The sequence below is a fragment of the Nostoc sp. 'Lobaria pulmonaria (5183) cyanobiont' genome (assembly GCF_002949795.1).
Taxonomy (GTDB): domain Bacteria; phylum Cyanobacteriota; class Cyanobacteriia; order Cyanobacteriales; family Nostocaceae; genus Nostoc.
Window position 1 is genome coordinate 3,295,275 of sequence record NZ_CP026692.1, and the last position, 18,249, is coordinate 3,313,523.

Sequence of the window (18,249 nt, forward strand, 5' to 3'; positions counted from 1 at the left end):
ACATCTAATCTAGTTATTACCTAAAGGCAAAAACTAATAATAGGCACTCGAAAGTGGGATGCTTGGCAATAAATTATAGGAGACATGAATGCAATTACAACAGATACAACTTTTAGAAGAAACACTCTGGGAAGCAGTTCTCAATCGAGATTACACTTTTGAAGGCAAGTTTTTCTATGGTGTTCGCTCTACAGGCATTTATTGCCGACCTATTTGCCCTAGTCGCAGACCGAATCGGAATCAAGTTTGTTTCTTCCAGTCGGTACAAGATTCTGAAATTGCAGGTTTTCGACCTTGTAAGCGCTGTCAGCCACAATCTGAAATAGTTCCAAATACAGCCAAAATCTTAGCAGTATGTCGATATATTGAAGCACAAGTTAACCACATCCCAACCCTCTCGGAATTATGCTCTCAGGTGGAAATGAGTCCCAGTTATCTACAAAGAATATTCAAGCAAATAATTGGTGTATCGCCTTATCAATATGCAGATGCACTGCGTAGCCAGCGATTGAAACAGCGTCTTCAGTCAGGGGAAGAAATTGCTGATGCAGTTTACGATACGGGGTATGGTTCAAGTAGTCAACTCTATGAGAAAGCACCTAAACAACTGGGAATGACACCAAAGACTTACCAACAAGCTGGAAAAACAATCAGCATTGTCTATGCGATCGCTCCATGTCCATTAGGATATTTGCTTGTGGCAACAACAGAGAAGGGTCTCTGCGCCGTAAAATTAGGTGATGAAGCAGACAAGCTCGAACACATTTTGAAGCAGGAATTTCACCAAGCGCAGATCGTGCGTGACGATCGCACACACAAAGACTGGATACAAGCAATCCTCGACTTGATTGCAGGAGGCAAGGCACATCTTGATTTACCACTTGATATCCGTGGGACAGCATTTCAGAAACAGGTTTGGCAAGCATTACAAAAAATTCCTTATGGCGAAACCTGCACTTACACTGATATTGCCCGTAATATTGCCAAACCCCAGGCAGTCCGAGCTGTAGGTAATGCTTGTGGAGCTAATCCGATCGCGCTGATTGTACCATGTCATCGAGTGCTACGGAGTGATGGCAGTCTTGGTGGTTATCACTGGGGAATTGAGCGTAAACAAAAACTGCTTACACAAGAATCAGAACGCACCGCGCGGGATTAGAATTCTTCCTTACTCCCCACTCCTTTTTCCAAAGATGACTCAAACACCTGAACTAGAATCGTTGACTGAAGAAAGTTTGACCCGTGGTTTAATGGTGCTTGCCAAACTTGATAGTGATTTGGCTCGGATTTTAGAGACACTGGGGCCTCCACCAGTATGGTCAAGAGAAGCAGGTTTTGCAACACTGTTGTGCATAATTCTCGAACAGCAAGTTTCCGTAGCGGCTGCAAGGGCTGTATTTAAACGTCTATGTGAGGTTGTAACTCTGACGCCAGAAAACTTTCTGATATTGGATGATGTTCAATTAAGAGGAATTGGATTCAGTCGGCAAAAGATTCTATACTGTCGTGGATTGGCTCAGGCGATCGCAACTGGTCAGCTTGACCTCAGCAAACTCCAAACAATGGACGAAACTACTATCAGAACTGAGTTAAAGCGTCTCAAAGGGATCGGAGACTGGACAGTTGATATTTATTTGCTTATGGCGCTGCAACGTCCTGATGTCTTTCCTAAAGGCGATTTAGCGATCGCGATCGCTTTACAAAAACTCAAAAACTTGGCAACGCGTCCAACACCAGTGCAACTAGAAGAAATGACACTGCACTGGCGTCCGTGGCGAGCAGTTGCGGCAAGACTTTTATGGCACTATTACCTGAGTAATCCCAAATAATTACTCTTTCTTTCTTCTCTACGAGACGCTGCGCGATGGCGCACTTGGTGAACCAGCACGGCGGGAAACCCGCCGTAGGCGACTGGTGAACCCGAAGGGCAGTTCGGATCATAAATATAAACTAAATGGCAGAAAATCAATTAAGCTTAATACCAGAAAAGTCTGAGAAAACTTTAAATATACTGCCGATAATCATCGTAATAATTGCCTTATTCGCTTTATCTTCAACAGCAATATTTATTAAAATTGCTATTAGAGAAATGAGCGCTGTTACGACATTCTTTAATCGTTTATGGATAGCGACTATTATCTTTGGATTATGGAGTGGAATTAACCAAGCACGGACTGAAATTACAGATGATGAAGCTGTATTACCACAGCAGCCTTACGCAATTAAAGAGATCGCGTTTTTAATCGCAGTGGCTTTAGTTCATGTATTAGGTCGATTATCTTGGACTTGGTCGCTAACTCAGACTGGTGCTGCTAATGCTAATGCCTTAGGTAGTCTCAATCCGCTATTTACTACTTTAGGAGGATGGCTATTTTTTAATCAAATCTTTGGGCGTAAATTTATCATTGGTCTGATCTTAGCCATAATCGGTGCGATCGCTGTCGGATTTGAAGATTTATTGCATTCTAATAATAATATTACAGGTGATGCTGTTGCCCTCATATCATCGATATTTTATGCAGCAAACTTTTTACTTATTGAGCAGATCCGCAATAAGTTTTCAGTTATCACCATACTCCTGTGGCGTTGTGTAATTGCAACTTCATTGATGATACCAGTTGTGCTAATTTTTGAAAAACAAGTTTTTCCAGTTACTTTGTCGGGGTGGTTAGTAGTATTTGCGCTAGCTGCTATTTGCGAAGCCTTGGGTCATGGGCTAATTATATACAGCCTCAAAAATTTTTCATCAGGATTTATCTCTTTATTCTTACTACTCAATCCACTGATTGTTGCTATTCTTGCTTGGATACTTTTCTCGGAAAAATTGAGTATTTTTAACTTGTTAGGTTTGGCTCTAATTTTAGCGGGTATATATCTAGCAATTTCTAATAAAGAATCTGTGCAATCTAAAGTTAATACCCATATCCAATCTCCAGCAGAAAGTGAATCTTAACGAGTTCGTAGTCAGGACTTTAGCTCTGATTTTCTCAGCACTAAAGTGCTTACTACAAACTTCTTTTAAGAGTTTGTAGTCTTCTATGGCATTACTCAAGTAGTAATGCCAATGGGAAGTCGGTTACACTTTACCCGTGAATACTCGTTCAGCCGGACCTGTCATGTAAACCCGTTGGTCTACTTCTGACCATTCAATTTGCAAGGGGCCACCTGGTAATTCTACAGTGGCAGTGCGATCGCATTTCCCGGTTAACACACCAGCTACTAAAGAAGCACAAGCACCAGTCCCGCAAGCTAAGGTAATTCCAGCACCCCGTTCCCATACCCGCATTTTCAAATAGTCACGGCGCACTACTTGAATAAATTCGGTATTTATGCGTTGGGGAAAAACTGGGTGATGCTCAAATTTCGGGCCGATGGTTTCTAGCTCAATTGCTGCGACATCTTCCACAAAAGTAATGCAGTGAGGATTTCCCATATTTACACAGGTGACATCCCAAGTTTTCCCCGCTACCTCTAACGGCTGAGAAATGACTTTTTCTTCATTAGGTGAAAGGGTGGTGGGAATTTCGCTAGCGAGTAACCTGGGTAAACCCATGTCTACTTTAACTTGACCATTAGATAAGAGTTGGGGAGTCATTACACCACCCAAAGTATGAATGCGATATGAGTCTTGATTCCGGGATTCCCCTTCTAAGTCTGCTAAAAAGCCAGCTAAACAGCGAATGCCATTGCCACACATTTCTGGTTCAGAACCATCAGAATTAAAAATCCGCATGGTGTAGTCAGTGCCGATTTCTCCAGGTAGGGCAAAAATGACACCATCAGCACCGATGCCCAAGTGGCGATCGCACAACTCGATGGCTTGCTCTGGAGTCACTACAGGCAATGATGACGAGCGATTGTCAATCAAAATAAAGTCGTTGCCTAGACCATGATACTTAGTAAATTCGATTGCCATTTCTTCAAGGATGAATTATCAAGGATTAGTTACTCTTTATTTTGCCTTGTAGGTTCATCTTTACTAAAAATGCTTACCGAATTTGACACCACTTTACCCAGTATTAGACAAGTCCAAAATCTGATTAAACAAACAACGCCAGTAGAATTAAAGCTGCTGACTGGTGATGTACTCACAGGGAGAGTTTTATGGCAAGATCCACAGTGTATCTGTATTGTTGATGAAAACACTCAGCAAACTACTGTTTGGAAACAAGCGATCGCTTATATCAAACCCAAGAGTTAGTCATAAATCGGTGTGTGTTTGGAACGCCCCTTCCCACGGTGCTGGCTAAAATTTACCAAATTCAGTAGATCGAGAACTTTTGTAAGTTGACGGAAGAATAAGGGTTTCAGCCGATGGTTTGGAACTAACACAAGCGTTCATTTGCGATCGCCTACGGCGGGCGGGTACGCCATCGCAGCAGAGTTAATTGACAACAGAATTACTCGAACAGCAGATTATAAGAGGATTCCAGCAAATTCTATACACTCGCTGAAATGAGTGGTTGGTAAGGCTTCTAGAAATCTTTTCGATCTACTGAAATTGGGAAAATCTTGTAGTGGTAAAAATCCTTTTTATTATGCCCGTGGTCAGCGCTCGAATGCTGGCGTTGACCTGCCATAATGGGCATTCCGCTACTACCCCCAATCTTTTAAATTTAAGTGCCAAGCAATCTCTGGTGAGGCCCCCCAGGTACACCGTCAGCATAGCCTAAAAGCGCTAGCCACTTAACTTGAAGCTAATAAAGCTTGTTAACCAACCCCAGAAATTGATACATTCAAGGCACGTTTTTATTGGTTCTTTGGTTAGGTTGGTTAACAAGCTTTGTGTTTTATTTAGCTTCGGTTAAATGGCATAGCACCTCCTGAACACTGAACTTTTTCTTACTTACTAATTAAAACTCTGCTTTTTTAACAGCAAAAATTTCCATTCAGTTTACTCCGAAAGTGTTGCATGATAGATGTTTCGGAGATTTTTGTGTATACGAAATGCTGATTTTTGCCGTGACGTTTTTTACAAAGCAAAATTCACGGTAAAATGCTTTTTGTCGAGTTTGCAATGTAAAACATCAAACTCAGCACTCTGTTATTACTAAGCGCATTTAAGCTAGCAATAGTTTTAGTGCTAGCATTCCTGACAATGGTAACGTGGTAGTATGACTAACAATGCTTCTTAAGCGATAATTGTTTTAAATGCTGCTAATGTTATTAATGCCACAAGAAGAAAAAACGGTAGTCCTACAAACAGATGTTAGGGAGTCGCTCAGAACTCGCTTAAAACTTTAAGCTGTTCGCTTGGGCACAACCATGAGCCTATTAACTGAAGAGATTTTGGATGAAGGACTTAAAAAGCTAGAACAGCTGGAAGTTCGCAAATGAGCGTTGAAGTTGTTAACCCGTTGGGCAATTACAAACCGATGCCAAGTTAGAGGAGTACCAACGCACTACTAGTGCTGCCTTGGACAGAATTGGCGCGGTTTTAGACTACCTGGTTAGGCAGCAAGACCATTGAGCATCAGGCATTTAACTATTTACTCACATTTAAATAGCGGAAATTATGAGAACAGCTATCGTTTGTTACGATTTAAAAAACGTCAAGTCAGGCGACAATGCTCGCGTAAAGGAAAGACTTGAATTGGAAGACACTGCTACAACCTTTCAAGCGTTAAATGTCAACTCATTATTTCCTGATCGGGTTAATTTGCATTTGCCTAACACTACACTCTACCTGAATGTCAGCAATCCCTCGGTTACTAGTAAACAGGTTGCAAACGACGTCTACAGTCTTATTCAGTCTGTAGGCGCAACACCCGAGAAAGTATATGTTGCATTTATTACAGATGATTTCATATTGAATGCTCAGTAAGGATAACCTCAAAGCGCGATCGCACTCCTAGGGTGGTTAATCAATGTTCTAGCTTCAAGAGTATCTATTCTGCTAGAACACCTTGGTAATGGCGATCGCACTTCTTTAAGGCTAGATGATCGTTAACTCTCTGGCGCGAGAGTTCTTCCACACCCATTCAGAAAGCTAATGTACAAGAAAAATGGCTATCTGGAACATAAACAATTGCTATTTCTTGCTTTTTACTTACTCTTTAGGCTTTCAACGAAAAATCAAGGGTTTCGAAAATTTTGTAGACGAGGGGGAGTGAATAGTTACGTAGAAAGGGGTGTTGAACTTGCGATCGCAAATAACTGTTCTAGTTGACTCAAACCTGTTAAGCCACCACATAATAATACTTGGTCGCCGATTCGCAAGTCCATGCCGCCATCGGGATAGCGAATAAATTTACCATCGCGCCGGATCGCCTGTACCTGTACTCCATACTGCTTACCGATCTCTAAATCTTTAAGCGTTTTACCTAGTGTTGGCGCATCTGCATTAACTGTAACCCACTGGCAAGCACTATTTTCTCCAGGAACAACAGCTTGTCCTTTAGCTAATTCTGCTAAAGCCGCTAGTTCTTCATCTGCTCCCACCACCAGCAAGCGATCGCCTTCTGCCAATTTGGTTTGATTGTTGGGATAATCGATTTCTTCGCCTTCAGCGCGGCGAATTGCCATCAAACTCACTCCTGTTAAATAGCGCATATCCGCTTCTTCTAAGCTCATGCCAATTAAGGGCGAAGCAGATGGTAAAGGATACCAGCGCTGATTTAAATCGCGGGTTGCTTGGCGTAAATCACGAGCAACTTCGGTAGCAGAACGCTGTGGGCGCAAATCTAAATAATGATCGTTGCGGATTTGCTGCATTTCCCGTTGGACGACAACTGGCGATAACAAGCCTAAGCCAGTTAATAAATGAGTTGCCATTTCTAAGCTGGCTTCAAACTCTGGTTGCACAACTTCTTTGGCTCCCAATTGATACAGCACCTCAATATTTTTATCCTGGGTAGCACGGACAACCAAATCTAATTCTGGGCACAATTCCAAAGCGCGTTTCAAGCAAAGACGGCTACTCATTGGGTCTGGGAGTGCGATCGCCATTCCTTTGGCATGATTCACACCAGCAGTTTCCAGAACATGTAAACTCACGCAATTGCCATAGACATAAGACACACCCATTTCACGCAACTGCTGAATTCTACTTTCTGATTGGTCGATTACTACCACAGGCAGGTCATGTTGCAGCAACAACTTTACTAAATTTTTGCCAACTTGCCCATAGCCACAGACTACCACATGGTTTTTGAAGGGCAAATCTTCTGACACATCCCGCGCCTCTTGTTCTTCTAAATACGGTTTCAACCAGGGCATTGATTCGGCAAAGTTAAATATAAATGGCACTAGCCGCAGGACAAAGGGAGTAAGCATCAGAGTAACTGCGGTGGTTCCCAAAATTAATAAGTATATTTGTCGGGACACCAGCCCCAATGCCTGCCCTTCACTAGCGAGAACAAAGGAAAATTCCCCAATTTGCGCTAATCCCAAACCGACGATTATCGCTGTTTTCAAAGGGTAGCCAAACAGTTTCACTAAGGGCGTGATAATCAAAAATTTACCGACGAAAACTATTGCTACCAACCCCAAAATCAATTCCAGGTTATTCCACAAAAACACTGGGTCAATTAACATCCCAATGGCGGCAAAAAATAAACTGGCAAAGATATCTCGCAGTGGTTCGACATAAGTCAGGGTTTGATCGGCGTACTCCACTTCAGAAATCATCAAACCCGCGACAAATGCCCCCATCTCAATGGACAGCCCCAAATGCTCAGTCAACAGGGCAATGCCTAAACACAGGGCTACAACCCCTAATAAAAATAGTTCTTTACTTTCAGTACGGGCTAGCAGTTGTAACAAAGGCGGTATCAGCCAAATCCCCGCAGCTACCGCCCCAGCCGCAAATAAACCAATCGAAGCCAGCGCTGTGAGGACGGCGATGCCAATAGTTTCTGCTGGTTGGTTGAGGGCTGGTAAGACTGCTAACATTAGTCCTAGTGCCAAGTCCTGGACTACCAAAATCCCTAGCATTACTTGCCCGTGGGGCGTTTCTGTTTCGTTGCGCTCCATCAAGCACTTGAGGACAACCGCTGTGGAAGACAAGGAGAGAATACACCCCAAAAACATCCCCTTCGCAGGTAAGGCTCCCCAGGCTCCGCTTAACCCGCATATTAAAACCGTGACCAAAATCGTCAAAGCAATCTGGAGTCCACCTCCACCAAGAGCGATCGCTTTTACCTTCTTGAGTTCCGTAAAGGAAAATTCCACACCCAAGGCGAATAACAAAAAGGCGACCCCGAACTGTGCCAAAGTCTCTACTTGAATAAGTTCTTTAATCAATCCCAGTCCCGTTGGCCCAATGACTATCCCGCCAATGAGATACCCCAGCAGCACGGGTTGTTGCAAAAGTGCCGCGAATAGTCCACCACAGGCTGCAACGCCTAGAACTAAAACTAAATCAACAATTAACCGAAAATCTTCTTGCACCAGTTTTAAAAAAACTCTTAAGACCTATTAATTCAGGATACAAAGTTTTACGGTCTCAAACAGCTTGTTTCGTAAAGGGGTGACAAAATTTGCTTATTTTGAAGGGGGTAGGTAGTAGGTGAGCAGGAAGGATACATCAAGATTTTTGAAGGTATTTTGATTCACGAGTATCAAAGGTGGATTCATCGAGTTCAAACACTCGTCAACGGAGTTCAAAGGTGGATTCATCGAGTTCAAACACTCGTCAACGGAGTTCAAAGGTGGATTCATCGAGTTCAAACACTCGTCAACGGAGTTCAAAGGTGGATTCATCGAGTTCAAACACTCGTCAACGGAGTTCAAAGGTGGATTCATCGAGTTCAAACACTCATGCACGAGTATCAAAGACTTATTGTCGCATTATTTAATGACGCATCTCTTCTGGCTCCATAGCCAATGCCCATTAAATTTTAGGCGAACTGAGGGCATTCAATAATAGTAGTGACCACGGCACTTTAATATCAGGTATAAGCCATGAATACTTTCTCAGTACGGGTAATGCAGCAGGTAGTACAAAACGCAGAGAGCGTAACGATGCAGGCTGATCGCCATTTTCATCTACAAGATTATATTTCTTAGCCAGTTCGGCAACAATCTGCACACGTCCTGTACGGCTGATCAGATTTGGCTCACTAGCAAGTGCAGCGATCGCTCGTCCAGTTAATAAGGGAGTTTCCCAGTTGTAGCGATCGCTTAAAAATGAGAAATTATTTTCAGTAGCATTGGTTTGATTCATTTCAGAAGCAAAACGGGAAAAAAGCTCAGTACCAACAATACCCGGCCAAATTGAAACAGAAGTGACGTTATGGGGTTTTAACTCAACAGCCATATTAGCAGCAAGGCGATCGCAAGCTGCTTTGCCAACACCATAAGCTGTATTAAAGATATAAGACATCCCACCCCACGAGGAAATCGTGCAAATTAATCCAGAGTTACGCTTAGTCATCATCCGAGCCGCAAAAACACTCGCAACATAGTGGCTCCGAAGACCAACGTTGTTGCTAGCATCCCAAAGATTTGGTTCAGAATCCCAAAAGGGCTGTCCCTGAGCGTCTTTTAATGCCTGAACTCCTGAGTAAGCATTATTTACCAGTAGGTCGAGTTGTCCATTCTGCTCATCTTGAATGCGATCGAAAAGCAAACGCACCTGCTGATCGTCGCTGTGGTCTACTTGGACGGGAATGCATACACCACCGACTTCTTCAATGGCTGATTTTGTTTCACTAAGACTACCTGAAACCCCATCACTGGAGGAGTTGTTGAGGCTGCGACCCGTGATGTATACAGTTGCACCTGCTTCACCAAGTCCAATCGCAATTCCCCGACCAATTCCCCGTGTAGCACCTGTTACCAAAGCCACTTTACCTTCAAGGTGTTTCATGAGCGCTCATTTCTAATCTTTTACCGTTAAATATTGATTATTACAATATTCTTTCGTAGCTGTGACTGAAACAACTTCTACTTCTATCGATTTTTCTTTAGTTCCGTCGATCAGAAACTCACTAGCTCCTTCACGAGGTTTTTTCGGATTTCCCCAATCATAGGTGTAACCTAAACCTGTCCAAGGATAATGTTCTTGACTACCAACTGCATAAGAAGTTGTGTATATCTCTTGCAAAATCGGATAACTAGCAGGAATCGGTATATTAAAAACATTACAACTAGAATCATTAATTTCTGGATCGACACATGGTCTATTTAAATCTTCAGCTTTCACCCACATTTCGACAAAATGCGTCTTATTTGAATTTCTATTTAAAATTAAGCCTAAATACTGCTGTAACCTCAGAGATAGCATGATATTACCGGGAATATTTATACCAATACCCTTACAATTTTGACAAAATTCTTTAACTTGAGGAACGGCTGTTAACCAAGTCCGTGCTTCTATACTTTTTTTTGTACCTATTTTCCAATCTTCAGTTGGGTTTTTGACATATTTCCAACTTGCCATCAAATATTCAATTTTGCCGTTATTTTCTCTCCACCTTATTTGAGGATTAGTTTTTGACAATGGCCAAAGATTTTTTACTACTTTATCTTCACTCGGTCTTTTTGCATCCTCAATAGCTGTATCTAACTGCCTTTTCAGAGCTTTATAACTTTCGGGTTTATTTTTATCCAGATACTCATTGACGTTTGGGTTGTTTTCTGACTGCGCTAATAAATCCTTTCTGAGACTTGATGTACTTTGTATGGGAATTTCTCTAGCCAGCAAACTGGAATATCCAACTGCCAAAAATGCACCTGTCAAGCCTAAAAATACTTGATTCTTTAATTTTTTCATTAAAATAATCCTGTAGATTTTCAACAATATGGTGAATGTTCCATCCCATGTAAATATGGGTTCAACTCCAAGATTCAATCTGATTTTATATTTATGTTTGACTGAGATAATATTGTGCTTAATATTTTTAATTAACTCTATCTGTAAAAAAATGAATATTTACGATATAGTCTGTCACAGGCATGACAACAGATTAAACTCGTAGTCAGTAGGGGCTAATATTAGACCTCTTGCACAAATGCAAAATTCGCCCTCATCCCCCAACCCCTTCTCCCAATATTGGGAGAAGGGGAGCCAATTTCAAACTCCCTCTCCCAAGCTTGGGAGAGGGATTTAGGGTGAAAGCTCATTGATTCATGCAAGAAGTCTATTTTTTACTCAGCACTTTCTTTTTCAGGCTGACATATCTGCGAAAGGAAGCGATCGCAGTTGAGCTAGACGTGCTTACGTATAATTACTTATAAGATATAGGAATTTTCAGATAAATCGACTATATATTACGGATACAGCAATACTCATTAGTCTGTCCCTGGAAAATATTATGAGGTAACACTAACAATCGATCGCCTGCGGAAAACATTGTTTTCTCATTTATATGAGGGGTCTAACCCTCTATTTATCATCTGTATCCAGCAGTGGAAAGGGGTTTTGGTTAAACCATGCTTGTTGGTAATCAGCTTGAGCGCTTATTGACAGGATGACGCTGGCTAAACAAGCGATTAAACTATGGATAATGTCAAGCAATTGTTGCTTTTAACACCACTTACATAAATTTAATCTCATTGTTAAATCTAAAACCTCATCCTGTTATATAAAATACCAGTTATGTCAGCGTATCAAGGAAGTTGTGGGGAGACCACCGATTTGATTATTGGTGTTCACAACCAAGAAAACCTCGAATTACCAGCAAATTCTGCTCCTGTGGGTGCTCTTGCCACAAGACAAGGAACTTTTTCTACGTTTCTTGCTCCCCTGACTCAGGATACTTTTAAACAGGTCGTTAAGGATGTCGAGCAAAAATTACAGATTGTTCATCAAACCCTATCAATGCTTGATTCTCATGGGTTTGAAACTCTTCTGCAAGAAATGTTGCATTCGATTACCTTGAAAACCGGGGAATTACTAGGAGCAGATCGGACGACGATATTTTTATTGGATGAAGAAAAACAAGAACTCTGGTCAATTCTGGCTGAGGGGGAGGGCGGTCGCTCTTTAGAAATCCGCATCCCCGCTGATAAAGGCATTGCTGGGGAAGTCGCCACCTCCAAGCAAGTTATCAATATTCCCTTTGATTTTTATAGTGACCCGCGATCGCATTTTGCCCAAGAACAAGAAAAGAGAACTGGCTATCGCACCTACACCATGTTAGCTTTGCCACTCTTAAATGAACATGGGCAATTAGTTGCAGTAGTGCAATTACTGAATAAATTAAAATCTGGGAATAATCACAATGCTCCACTTGCAGAGCGCATTGATACCAAAGGTTTTACTTGTACTGACGAACAATTATTTCAAGAATTTGCCCCTTCGATTCGCCTGATTTTAGAGTCCTCGCGCTCTTTTTATGTCGCCACCCAAAAACAAAGAGCAGTGGCGGCGCTGATGAAGGCAATCAAGTCTCTCTCTCAAAGCAGCCTCGACTTAGAAGACACCCTCAAACGGGTGATGGATGAAGCCAAAGAATTAATGAATGCTGATCGCAGTACACTATGGTTAATAGACCGCGATCGCCATGAATTGTGGACGAAAATTACTCAGGATGATGGTTCAACCAAAGAGTTGCGAGTCCCCATAGGTAAAGGCTTTGCTGGCATAGTAGCGGCTTCTGGCAAGAAGCTGAATATTGGCTTTGATTTGTACTACGATCCTGACTCAGAGACAGCCCAAAAACTAGACCAGCAAAATGGCTATCGCACCTGTAGCTTGCTTTGTATGCCAGTATTTAATGCCGATCAACAACTGATTGGCGTTACCCAACTGGTAAATAAAAAGAAATCCGGGGATTTTCCACCTTATAATCCAGCTGATTGGCCCAAAGCTCCCGACTGCTTCCAAGCTAGCTTTGACCGCAACGATGAAGAGTTCATGGAAGCTTTTAATATTCAAGCGGGAGTAGCGCTGCAAAATGCCCAGTTGTTTGCCACAGTCAAGCAACAAGAACAAATGCAACGGGATATTCTGCGTAGTCTTTCCAATGGAGTGGTTTCCACTGATAAAACTGGGTTAATTATCGCCGCCAATGAAAGCGCCCAACGTTTGCTAGGACTAGGAGTAGATGACCGATTAGAAGGTAAATTAGTTACTGATGTCATTGGCATCAAAGAAGGTGACTTTAGCAAGTGGTATCAGGATGCTTTACATGCAGTTGACTTAAAAGGTCGCCAGCAATATTACCCCGATCGCACACTCATAACCACTGATACAGAACAGCATAGTATTAATTTATCGATTAACACAATTGCCGATGCTAGCGACCAAGAGCAAGTCCGTGGGGCGCTGGTAGTCATGGAAGATATTAGTGATGAAAAGCGGCTCAAGAGTACGATGTACCGCTACATGACCCAGGAATTAGCCGAAGAATTGCTGAAATTAGATGATGCTAAACTCGGAGGCGATCGCAAAGAAGTTTCGATTTTATTTTCCGATATTCGCGGCTACACCACTTTGACGGAAAACTTAGAAGCAGAAGAAGTGGTGAGTATGCTCAATGAATATTTTGAATCAATGGTGGAGGCAGTGTTTAAACATAAAGGCACTCTTGATAAATATATCGGTGATGCCATCATGGCTGTATTTGGTTCTCCTCTACCATTAGAAGAACACGCTTGGATGGCGGTACAAACATCCTTAGAAATGCGCGATCGCTTGCACGAATTTAATCAACGTCGCCATACAGATGATAAACCCAGAATTAAAATCGGTATTGGTATCAACTCAGATACTGTGATTAGTGGAAATATTGGCTCTAGTAAGCGGATGGAATTTACTGCGATTGGTGATGGCGTTAATCTTGGCTCTCGATTAGAAAGTGTTAGTAAACAGTATGGTTGCGATATTATTATTAGCCATAACACCTTTAAACCATGCCAAGATAATATTTGGGCTAGGGAATTAGATTACATACGTGTCAAGGGTAGAAATGAACCAGTAGCCATATACGAATTACTGGGTTTGCGTTCCAATCCGATTGAAAGCGAAAAATTGCAAGTGATTGAGCACTATCATAAAGGGCGTGAGTATTACCTCAAGCGGCAGTTTTCTCGTGCCAGGGCTGAGTTTGCTAATGTGTTGGCAGCAGACAGCCAGGACAAAGCTGCTATGTTGCATCTGTTGCGTTGTCAGCATTGGTTACAATCACCCCCAACAGAATCAGATTGGGATGAAGGAGTTTGGACATTTCAGGAGAAATAAACTAGTCAAAATTTTTATTTTCTTTTTAAGACATTAGATTCTTCTAATTACTTATGTCAATTTTGATTTAGAAAATGACTAATTAATTTTAATTCATTCAAACAATCTTTTCTAACCACATTAATAGGGAACTAGATAATATTTAACCTTAAATGTTTAAAATAATAAGCTATTTAAATAAAGTGACTTTATATATTAGAAAATTAAACAATATGTTGAAAAATAACTTTTAGTAAATCTCCTTGCTTAAAAGGTTTAGTTAAATAGCCTGATGCTCTGACCATCTTCGCTTTAGCTCTATCTAGAAATCCTACTTTTTCTGACACCATAATCACAGGTGTATTTTTAAAATATGAGTGTTTACGCAGCAAAGAGCAGAGTTCATATCCATCTAGATTAGGCATTAATATATCCAACAAAATTATGTCAGGTTTTATACGGATAATCTGCATTAAAGCTTTTAAAGAATCAGTGACTCCGATAACAGAAAAGGTTTGCTCATCTAAATAACTTTTAATAGCATTCAATACTGTAGGACTGTCATCAATACACAAGATTGTGTATATTTTTCTGTCAACAGAGGGTTGGATGATTTGCTGACCCCTGTTTTCATTAGTATTAATAGAGTAGGCTGCTGCTTTATAGCCGTTTATTTTAGGCAACTTTGGCGTAGTTTTGACTTTAGGTTGTAGCTCATTTATTTGGAAAAATTGTGAGGTATGCGATTGATAACTTGGCAATGTTTGACGATAAACCCCTTCTTTATGAGAGGCTTCTCTTTCAAAAACGCTAACGCGAACACCAACATTTTGGGGCGTTAAACATTCTTCAACTAATAAACGGAGATTTAGATGACAAAACTTTGGCATATCATCCAGAAAGCTCTCAGGAATAAATTCATAACTACCCTCTTCTAAGTTCAGAAATGACTCTAGAACTTCTAGCGCCAATTGCTCTATTAGCATTGCAGCTTGAGAGGAACTGATATATTTCTGATTGACTAACCAACAAATAGCCAGATAATCTGGGTTCGGTATTGCCTGATTTTCAATACCAGTTTCAAATATCGCCCGCAACTGGTCTTTGATTCCGTCAGGGAGAGTAGAAATTTGCTGACTCAAGCGTTGCAAATTTCTGTAAAGCGGCTCAAACATTTTCTCTGAGTAGCAGGCATAAATTAGTTTCCCCTCATCTACATATATTGACCAAGAACCTGATGTACTAAACACCTGTAAACAACCAGTAACCGACTTACCAGTGATTTTTTTCAACAAAGTTAGGGGCTGGAGCTTTTGGAAAAATCTGTATCTACTAATCGGAAGTGTCTTCATTGGGATAGCTTTGGAATAAAATTAACATTTGCAGGTAAAATTAGTGAATTACCTTTTCGGAATTCACCCTGACTTTGTTGGAAGCACTGTCAGATAAATATAACGGTCATATTTGAGTTAGTACAGAGATTCCACACCCCCCAACTCTTAATTCACCAATCTCGGTTAAGCTATAATCCACGAGTTACAACTGAACCAATTCGTGCTACTGACCAATAGCAAAATTGCCTGACTAGTTGCCAGGATATAGTATTTCAAAAATTAGATTGGTTTTCTGTATCTTTAGCTAATCTAGCCAATCTAACAGTAACTCAAGTGGCACACAAAGACCATTGGCTCTCGCCCATCAGTCACAAAAGTATCATTGTTATCCGTATTTTGCAGCTTAAAATTATAGATACTTTAGTTCTCTTGCAAAAGTTTTTTGTCCCTAATCCTAAAGTCTGGAGCGACCAAAATCTACTGTAATGTAAACGTAAATGTTTCTCCATCAAGGCTTATAGGCATTAAGTCCGCGCTGACAAAGTATGTTTTTATATCCGTGACGAAAGTCGTTGGCTACTTTTTCAAGAAGTTTATTCTTGAGTATAACTTCACAAGAGAAAAAGTATTATTAAAAACTAAGCATTCCAAAAGTTCAATATCTTACTTAAGTTTGTGATTGTAGAGCAACTCTTAATCCTGGGACTTGGCAAAAAAATTATCACTTGCACAACAATAATGGAAAACCTCCGGCCAAGAATGAGTTTGCTGATAATTGCCGCCATGATGGTGTGTGGTGAGATGCACAGGCGACCAAATCAGCAGAAGGGAATCTCTTCATAAATACTGGAAACGGGTTCTAATGTTGTGTGGGGCTAAATAGTCACCCTGCATAAATCGGAGTGACAAATTCAAGAACTTACAGGAAAATCCTTGATTAGTAGTAGATACCTGCAAAATAGCTAGTTTTCAGCTAGATGGTAGATAACAAGTAACATACTCACTAAAACTTAGATTACTATAATTTTCAAAAAAAGTTACCAGAAATATATAAACTTCATGAGAAATCAGTAAAGTAAACATGAAAACTAATTAATATCATCTTCCCGAAAATTGTTATAAATATTTATTTGTTTAGATATCCGGGTAAGCTGAAAATGTATAGTAAAAGATAATTATATGTCTGCTTATTGAATTACACTTATAAAAAACTGAATTATCTTACCCGAAAAATCTCAAGTTTGAAAAATCACAAAATATAAGTACAAAATTGTACGCATAGGCCTAGGGTGTCATAAACATCACATTCATTAACTTATAAGATATATGTAGCGAAAAGACGCAAAGAAATTATTTGCGTCTTTGGCGTGAGATTTATAAGTGGACATTCTCACCGTTATACTTCTCCATCTACTTAAAATTGCTCCCGCCAGCACCAGCTTAAAAGTGTACCACCAGCTACCAGCTTCACTAATTCCAGTAGCCAATAACTACCGTGTAGTAAATTCATTGTCGATGGAATAGCAGCAGCAGCTTCAAATAGGTTGAGTTGAACTCCTATAGCGCACATCTGCGGAGTTAAGAAATAGGTATCAAGCACAGCTATAGTTAGCAGCAGCACAGATAAAACAATACTGCCAATACTCCAGTGATATCGGGTTTTGCTCAAAGCTAGTGCCCCAGTCAGGACTACAGCAGCTGATAATAATTCCATCCGATTGAAGTTCCAAAAAATCGTATAGCCTGCTGTCGTAAAACCAGCTTGGCTCATCATCCCCGAAAGATAAAGGCTAGGCATAATTACCCAGTCTAAAACCAGACTAGCACTGAGCCAAAAGCCCAAGGTCAATACGATCGCGGTTTGCCAAATTGGTCGTTTGAATTCAAGGTTAGAAATAGCAGTCATAAAATAATTGCGTGTGTTGTATTTCTTTAGTTTCTAACTTCACCAGCAATTTGACAACTAATATCAACTAACCTTTACAAAGCGATCGCTCTTATATTCTGAAGTCAATACCAAGATTTTTTAAACTAAGTTAAGAAATTTTAAGATTTTATAAAAAGTAATTGAAATAGATTTTGTCTGCTTAGAAATACTCAATTTTTTCTATCGAAATTAACTTGTCAAGCAATATCGGATATTAAAGCAGACACTTCAGTTATTTTGTACCTCATCTACTTGAAAACTGCTGGATGAAAATCCTTATTTGATTAGCTTCATATTGGCTGATAGAGTAACCCAGAATATTCATCCATGAATTATCTCTGACCCGACGATAATCCTACCATCACCAACAATAGTATTTTGGATTATATTGTAAAGTAACTAAGCGATCGCACTCACAGATTCCCCCCTTTGGCAGCTATCAGCTATCTAGCACAACAGTAATATTGTCAGTTTTTAACGCAGATATGATCTAAAAACAGCCTGTGTTCCATGATGTCTTAAACTACGCCATTTGCGATCGCATATCGTGGCAATATTTTGCTATTTATGTGAATTAGTGTACTGTTGACATCCGGTAAATCGCGATCTTTTACCCGTGAATCTGCTTGCAAAAGTGAGACATTGTATGTAAATGCATCTAGAACCGAAAAAAGCGACGGATTTCGGGCAACGTAACCCATAATTACAGCAGAATTCAAGTATTTGAACCACACCTGTCGTAGGGGTGCAAGACCTTGCGCCCCTACCGCGTGGTCTATTTACCTGAAAATAGCTGTAAATGTTATATCAAGTCCGGTTAATTACTTATGATTACCGCATCTGTGCAAAAATCCCAAAAGCCTCTTTCCCCCTGCTCCCTG

General features: G+C 40.6%; 12 protein-coding genes. 5 read left to right on the forward strand and 7 right to left on the reverse strand.

The window, feature by feature from the left end; translation table 11 throughout:
- The first annotated feature begins 88 nt into the window (after positions 1 to 88).
- The 3 genes from ada to NLP_RS14370 all read left to right on the forward strand — a co-directional run bounded on the left by ada (position 89) and on the right by NLP_RS14370 (position 2,953).
- Positions 89 to 1,159, forward strand: a complete 1,071-nt coding sequence (gene ada / locus NLP_RS14360) for a bifunctional DNA-binding transcriptional regulator/O6-methylguanine-DNA methyltransferase Ada (protein ID WP_104906975.1) — start codon at positions 89 to 91, stop codon at positions 1,157 to 1,159.
- A 34-nt stretch (positions 1,160 to 1,193) separates the two neighbouring features.
- Entirely contained in the window at positions 1,194 to 1,829 is a 636-nt protein-coding gene (locus tag NLP_RS14365; RefSeq protein WP_104906976.1) for a DNA-3-methyladenine glycosylase family protein, read from the forward strand.
- A gap of 125 nt (positions 1,830 to 1,954) precedes the next feature.
- On the forward strand, positions 1,955 to 2,953 hold the full coding sequence (locus NLP_RS14370) for a DMT family transporter (protein ID WP_104906977.1): 999 nt from the start codon (positions 1,955 to 1,957) through the stop codon (positions 2,951 to 2,953).
- Positions 2,954 to 3,076: 123 nt separating this feature from the next.
- On the opposite strand, the gene dapF is transcribed toward NLP_RS14370, so the two are convergent.
- A complete protein-coding gene (dapF, locus tag NLP_RS14375) occupies positions 3,077 to 3,916 on the reverse strand; it encodes a diaminopimelate epimerase (protein WP_104906978.1) in 840 nt (279 codons plus the stop codon).
- Positions 3,917 to 3,985: 69 nt separating this feature from the next.
- On the opposite strand from dapF, the gene NLP_RS14380 reads away from it, so the two are divergent.
- The gene (locus NLP_RS14380; RefSeq protein WP_104906979.1) at positions 3,986 to 4,201 is read left to right on the forward strand and encodes an Hfq-related RNA-binding protein; all 216 of its coding nucleotides are present in this window, start codon (positions 3,986 to 3,988) and stop codon (positions 4,199 to 4,201) included.
- Between the two features lie 1,916 nt (positions 4,202 to 6,117).
- Here the strand turns inward: NLP_RS14380 and NLP_RS14390 are convergent.
- From NLP_RS14390 to NLP_RS14405, 3 genes are all read right to left on the reverse strand, one after another.
- Complete coding sequence (locus NLP_RS14390) at positions 6,118 to 8,391, reverse strand: cation:proton antiporter domain-containing protein (RefSeq protein WP_104906981.1); 2,274 nt, start codon at positions 8,389 to 8,391, stop codon at positions 6,118 to 6,120.
- A gap of 442 nt (positions 8,392 to 8,833) precedes the next feature.
- On the reverse strand, positions 8,834 to 9,811 hold the full coding sequence (locus tag NLP_RS14400; protein WP_104906982.1) for an SDR family NAD(P)-dependent oxidoreductase: 978 nt from the start codon (positions 9,809 to 9,811) through the stop codon (positions 8,834 to 8,836).
- A gap of 12 nt (positions 9,812 to 9,823) precedes the next feature.
- Positions 9,824 to 10,717: a hypothetical protein gene (locus NLP_RS14405; protein WP_104906983.1), complete on the reverse strand. Its 894-nt coding sequence runs from the start codon at positions 10,715 to 10,717 to the stop codon at positions 9,824 to 9,826.
- Between the two features lie 825 nt (positions 10,718 to 11,542).
- Here NLP_RS14405 and NLP_RS14410 point away from each other — a divergent pair.
- Positions 11,543 to 14,128, forward strand: a complete 2,586-nt coding sequence (locus NLP_RS14410) for a GAF domain-containing protein (RefSeq protein WP_104906984.1) — start codon at positions 11,543 to 11,545, stop codon at positions 14,126 to 14,128.
- A 203-nt stretch (positions 14,129 to 14,331) separates the two neighbouring features.
- Here NLP_RS14410 and NLP_RS14415 read toward each other — a convergent pair whose 3' ends face one another.
- The 3 genes from NLP_RS14415 to NLP_RS33155 form a co-directional block, all read right to left on the reverse strand.
- Entirely contained in the window at positions 14,332 to 15,459 is a 1,128-nt protein-coding gene (locus NLP_RS14415) for a response regulator (RefSeq protein ID WP_104906985.1), read from the reverse strand.
- 1,396 nt (positions 15,460 to 16,855) lie between these two features.
- A complete protein-coding gene (locus tag NLP_RS14420; RefSeq protein WP_104906986.1) occupies positions 16,856 to 17,347 on the reverse strand; it encodes a hypothetical protein in 492 nt (163 codons plus the stop codon).
- A 539-nt stretch (positions 17,348 to 17,886) separates the two neighbouring features.
- Positions 17,887 to 18,087, reverse strand: coding sequence for a hypothetical protein (locus tag NLP_RS33155; protein WP_158680379.1), 201 nt, complete (start codon positions 18,085 to 18,087; stop codon positions 17,887 to 17,889).
- Positions 18,088 to 18,249 lie beyond the last annotated feature (162 nt).

Bases quoted from the DNA above. Each gene is read 5' to 3' on its own strand.
- ada (WP_104906975.1), top strand. From the start codon at position 89: ATGCAATTACAACAGATACAACTTTTAGAAGAAACACTCTGGGAAGCA.
- NLP_RS14365 (WP_104906976.1), top strand. From the start codon at position 1,194: ATGACTCAAACACCTGAACTAGAATCGTTGACTGAAGAAAGTTTGACC.
- NLP_RS14370 (WP_104906977.1), top strand. From the start codon at position 1,955: ATGGCAGAAAATCAATTAAGCTTAATACCAGAAAAGTCTGAGAAAACT.
- dapF (WP_104906978.1), bottom strand. From the start codon at position 3,916: ATGGCAATCGAATTTACTAAGTATCATGGTCTAGGCAACGACTTTATT.
- NLP_RS14380 (WP_104906979.1), top strand. From the start codon at position 3,986: ATGCTTACCGAATTTGACACCACTTTACCCAGTATTAGACAAGTCCAA.
- NLP_RS14400 (WP_104906982.1), bottom strand. From the start codon at position 9,811: ATGAAACACCTTGAAGGTAAAGTGGCTTTGGTAACAGGTGCTACACGG.
- NLP_RS14405 (WP_104906983.1), bottom strand. From the start codon at position 10,717: ATGAAAAAATTAAAGAATCAAGTATTTTTAGGCTTGACAGGTGCATTT.
- NLP_RS14410 (WP_104906984.1), top strand. From the start codon at position 11,543: ATGTCAGCGTATCAAGGAAGTTGTGGGGAGACCACCGATTTGATTATT.
- NLP_RS14415 (WP_104906985.1), bottom strand. From the start codon at position 15,459: ATGAAGACACTTCCGATTAGTAGATACAGATTTTTCCAAAAGCTCCAG.
- NLP_RS14420 (WP_104906986.1), bottom strand. From the start codon at position 17,347: ATGACTGCTATTTCTAACCTTGAATTCAAACGACCAATTTGGCAAACC.